Source organism: Photobacterium sanguinicancri (genome assembly GCF_002265265.1).
Lineage (GTDB): Bacteria > Pseudomonadota > Gammaproteobacteria > Enterobacterales > Vibrionaceae > Photobacterium > Photobacterium sanguinicancri.
In genome coordinates, this window is the sequence record NZ_NOIF01000266.1 from 1 (window position 1) to 4,670 (window position 4,670).

Below are 4,670 nucleotides of genomic sequence, written 5' to 3' on the forward strand. Positions count from 1 at the left end.
TCATATATATCCTCTATTTTAGCTTTCATAATTAACAGTTTGTTTTATAAGCGTCCAATGATTAGTCACGTGATTGGTGTCGCTGAAAATAATTTAAAAGCTAAAGGGTATCACTTTTTTTCAAAGATTTTAGATCCAATAACTCGCTTTGTGTTAAAGAATGTAAATGAAAACATTACAGTAAGCCATGCGTTGTCTTTACATTATAATTTAAAAGAAAGTAGTGTTATTTGTGAATCAAAGCTATATGCCTCTTGGGTCGCAGAGGCGAAAGTTGTACAAGATATAAAAGTAAAGAAAGTTGTATTTGTGGGTCGATTAAGTGAAGAAAAAGGTTTAATCGAGTTATACGATGCCCTACAGGTACTTGTTGATAGAGGTGAGAAAATTTCATTAACATTGTTTGGTGATGGTCCATTACGCTCTGCTATTGAAAAACATTCTTTAAATGATTTTGTTGATATCTCTTATCAAGGTTGGGTTAAATGGGATGCTTCTTTTGTTAAGAAATTAAGGGAGTATGATTATTTGGCATTGCCTTCTTATACTGAAGGATTACCTTTAGTTATAATTGAGGCTTTTTCTCAAGGTGTTCCTGTTATCGCTACCAAAGTGGGGGGGATACCTGAGATTATTAAAAATCGACAAAATGGTGTATTAGTTGATGCTCGAAGCTGCAATGATCTTGCTAGAGGCTTCGATGAACTATTTTCTTTAGATTACTCCGTGCTTTCAAGTAACTGTGTAAAAACCGCACATGAGTATACTCGTGAGCACTCGACGGGCAAGATGCTGTCTATTATAGGTAAGTACATATAATATTATGAATATTTTATATTTTCATCAACATTTCTCAACACCTAAAGGTTGTGTTGGCATCCGTTCTTATGAAATGGCTAAAAACCTTATTCGTCATGGTCATAGTGTCACTATGGTTTGTGGTAGCTATAATGGCGGTAACACTGGACTTAGCGTCGACTTTATCAATGGAAAGAGAGAGGGGATCGTAGATGGAATCCGAGTTATTGAGTTTAACTTAGCTTATTCTAATAGTGATGGATTTTTAAAACGTACATTTAGTTTCTTTAAGTTTGCATTTAAGAGTATTGGTTTATCTTTAACTGAAAAATACGATATTGTTTTTGCTACAACAACCCCGTTGACCGCTGGAATCCCAGGTATTGTTGCGCGCTGGTGTCGAGGGAAGAAATTTGTGTTTGAAGTTCGAGATTTGTGGCCTGAGCTACCTAAAGCGATGGGGGTTATAAAAAACCCTTTAATTTTAGCGGCAATGTCTTTATTAGAGTGGGTCTCATACCGTTCAGCGCATCGTTGCATTGGTTTATCTCCTGGTATTGTTGAAGGGATAAAAAAACGAGGTGTTTCTGCTGATAAAATTGCAATGGTCCCAAACGGTTGTGATTTGACAATATTTTCTGATGTAGTGTCACCATGGAGACCTAATGGTGTCGATGATGCTGATTTTATGGCTGTTTTTACTGGAACGCATGGGATTGCAAATGGATTGGATTCGGCTTTAAATGCGGCGAAAGAACTTCAATCTAGAGGCCGAACTGATATAAAGTTAGTTCTTATTGGGCAAGGGAAACTTAAACCAACCTTAGAGGCTCGAGCTAAATCAGAAGGCATTGATAATATTATTTTTCATGAACCAGTAGACAAAATAAAGTTAGCCGGTTTAATGAGGAGTGCTAATTTGGGGATGCAATTACTTGCTAATGTTCCTGCATTTTACTTTGGTACATCGCCTAACAAATTTTTTGACTATATTGCTTCTGGGTTACCTGTACTTAATAATTATCCAGGTTGGTTAGCAGGGATGATTGAGCAGTCAGATTGTGGTTTTACTGTTTCGCCAGAAAACCCAAAGGCTTTTGCCGATACATTAGAAAAAGCTGCTGATAATCCTGATTTAATTCTTGAAATGGGACAGAATGCTACATTATTGGCTAAGAATTCATTTGATCGTTCAAAGTTAGCGGATGACTGGCTACAGTGGGTCATAGAGGTAGACTAATGAAGCGTTTTTTCGATTTTATAGTGGCTTTTGTTGCGCTATGTGTACTATCTCCGATTATCGCAATTGTTGCTTGGAAAGTACGGAATAACCTAGGATCGCCTGTATTATTCAAACAGGTTAGACCTGGCTTAAATGGTAAACCATTTGAGATGATGAAGTTTCGTAGCATGAAAGATTCAGTTGATAAGAATGGGATATCGTTACCTGATGAAGAACGAATGACGCCATTTGGAGATAAACTTCGTTCAAGTAGCCTTGATGAATTACCCGGTTTATTAAGTGTAATTAAAGGTGATATGAGTCTTGTTGGCCCTCGTCCTTTACTTATGCAGTATTTGCCTTTATACAACAATGAGCAAAAGCGTCGTCATGATGTAAGACCTGGCGTGACAGGGTGGGCTCAAGTTAATGGTCGAAATGCTATTTCTTGGGAAGACAAGTTCAACTTAGATGTTTGGTATGTTGATAATCATACGTTTTGGTTAGATATCAAAATTCTTTTTCTAACAGTAAAGAAAGTATTGATTAAAGAAGGTATATCTTCTGATGGACATGTAACAATGGAAGCATTTAAAGGAAGTAAAAATGATTGATGGTAAAATTTACTCTTTAGCTAAAGTTGTCGGTCAAAAAAATTTAATTTTAGGTCGTCATAGCCAAATAGATGATTTTTGTTTTATCAATGCTGGGATTAAAACAGTTATCGGTCGCAATGTTCATATCAGTTCATTTTCATCAATCATTGGTGGGGGGGAGTGCGCCATTGGTGATTTTGCAGGCCTGAGTGCTGGTTGTCGCTTAATCACTGGGAGTGATGATTTTTCAGGACCGTACCTAACAAATCCGACAGTGAATTCGGATTTTACAAATGTGACTATTTCAAAAATAGAAATTGGCCGTCATGCGATAATTGGGACAAATAGTGTTATTTTTCCTGGCGTTGTTATAGGAGATGGTGCTGCCGTAGGTGCTGGTGCCATTATTAGAAAGAATTTAAAACCTTGGACGGTTTACGCAAACGTAGATGGTAAATTACGCGAAATTAAAACGCGTGATAAAGAGTCGGTGCTCCAGGTTGAAAAAGAATATTTAGAGAGTAAACATGCTTAATTCAAAATTTTCTTGTTGGCCTTCTTTTAATCAAGAAGAAGCAGATGCTGTAAGTCGAGTATTACTTTCAAATAAAGTTAATTATTGGACTGGCCAAGAATGTCGTGAATTTGAAAAAGAATTCGCTAGTTGGGCTGGGACATCATACGCAATAGCTTTAGCTAATGGAACTTTGGCGTTAGATCTCGCATTAAAAGTACTTGGTGTAACCGATGGTGATGAAGTCATTACAACCCCTAGAACTTTTTTAGCCTCTGCTTCTTCAATTGTAACTGCTGGGGCAAATCCTATTTTCGCTGATGTTGATTTAAACAGCCAAAATATTACCGCTGAATCTATTGAAAAAGTACTTACACCTAAAACTAAAGCTGTCATTGTTGTTCATTTAGCTGGGATGCCTGCTGAGATGGATGCCATTATGGCATTGTCGGAAAAGTATGGCTTCTATGTTATTGAGGATTGCGCGCAAGCGCATGGTGCAAAATATAAAGGTCGTTCTGTCGGAAGTATTGGACATATTGGCGCCTGGTCTTTCTGTCAAGATAAAATCATGACTACTGGCGGGGAAGGTGGCATGGTTACAACTAACGATGAAACTTTATGGTCGCAAATGTGGTCTTATAAAGATCATGGTAAGAGTTTCGACGCGATATACAATCGAGAGCATCCCCCTGGATTTCGTTGGCTGCATGAGAGTTTTGGTACCAATTGGCGTATGACAGAAATGCAAGCAGTTATCGGTCGCATTCAACTTACGAGAATGGATGATTGGTCTGCTTTTAGGCAAAAAAACGCTCAATTACTTGATCATGCTGTATCAGACCTTGAATTAGTTCGTACAGTTGAAGTTCCTGCATACAGTGACCATGCAGAATATAAGCATTACTTGTTCATTCAGCCTGAATTTCTTAAAGATGGCTGGAATCGAGATAAGGTTATTGACGAAATTAATAACTTAGGGGTACCAGTCTTTCAGGGGAGCTGTTCAGAGGTTTATTTAGAAAAAGCGTTTGATAATACACCTTGGCGACCTGAAAATCGTTTAGTAAATGCTCAATATTTAGGTGAGACGAGTTTAATGTTTTTAGTTCATCCTACTCTTACACAGACTGAGATGGATAAAACTTGTGCGGTAACTCGCAGAGTGCTACTCAAAGCTATGAAATAGTTATAGAATGAGAGGTACTAAGATTGAGCATCTAGATAGATGCTCTTTTTTTGACAGACTGTTTTTATTAGCGTTGAAGTGAGCCATGAGTAAAATAGAAAAGTTATGGGAGCTACCCAGAAAACAGAAGTTTTTAATTAGTCTAATATGCGATGTATTGCTCGTTTTTTTGGCGTATTGGTTTGCTTTTAGTGTCCGCTTAGGTGATTTATGGGCTATAAATAATTTAGAATTATGGCTCTGTAGCATGGTGATTATACCATGCACTGTATTTATTTATTTTAAGTTGAATGTATATCAGGTGATTGTTCGGTACCTGAGCTATCGTGTGTTACTTTTAATATTTATAGG

5 protein-coding genes are annotated in these 4,670 nt (G+C 37.3%); all 5 read left to right on the forward strand.

Annotation, left to right across the window (positions count from 1 at the left end; genetic code table 11):
- On the forward strand, positions 1-819 hold an 819-nt coding region (locus ASV53_RS22755), incomplete at its 5' end, for a glycosyltransferase family 4 protein (RefSeq protein ID WP_205049226.1).
- 4 nt (positions 820-823) lie between these two features.
- Complete coding sequence (locus ASV53_RS22760; RefSeq protein ID WP_094958805.1) at positions 824-2,038, forward strand: glycosyltransferase family 4 protein; 1,215 nt, start codon at positions 824-826, stop codon at positions 2,036-2,038.
- Complete coding sequence (locus tag ASV53_RS22765) at positions 2,038-2,634, forward strand: sugar transferase (RefSeq protein ID WP_094958806.1); 597 nt, start codon at positions 2,038-2,040, stop codon at positions 2,632-2,634. Before ASV53_RS22760 ends, ASV53_RS22765 begins: the two co-directional genes overlap by 1 nt.
- Positions 2,627-3,151, forward strand: coding sequence for an acyltransferase (locus tag ASV53_RS22770; RefSeq protein ID WP_094958807.1), 525 nt, complete (start codon positions 2,627-2,629; stop codon positions 3,149-3,151). Before ASV53_RS22765 ends, ASV53_RS22770 begins: the two co-directional genes overlap by 8 nt.
- Positions 3,144-4,319 carry a DegT/DnrJ/EryC1/StrS family aminotransferase gene (locus ASV53_RS22775; RefSeq protein WP_094958808.1) on the forward strand — a complete coding sequence of 392 codons (1,176 nt, stop codon included), beginning with the start codon at positions 3,144-3,146 and terminating at the stop codon, positions 4,317-4,319. The genes ASV53_RS22770 and ASV53_RS22775 overlap by 8 nt, the downstream gene beginning before the upstream one ends.
- The last annotated feature ends 351 nt before the right edge of the window (positions 4,320-4,670 follow it).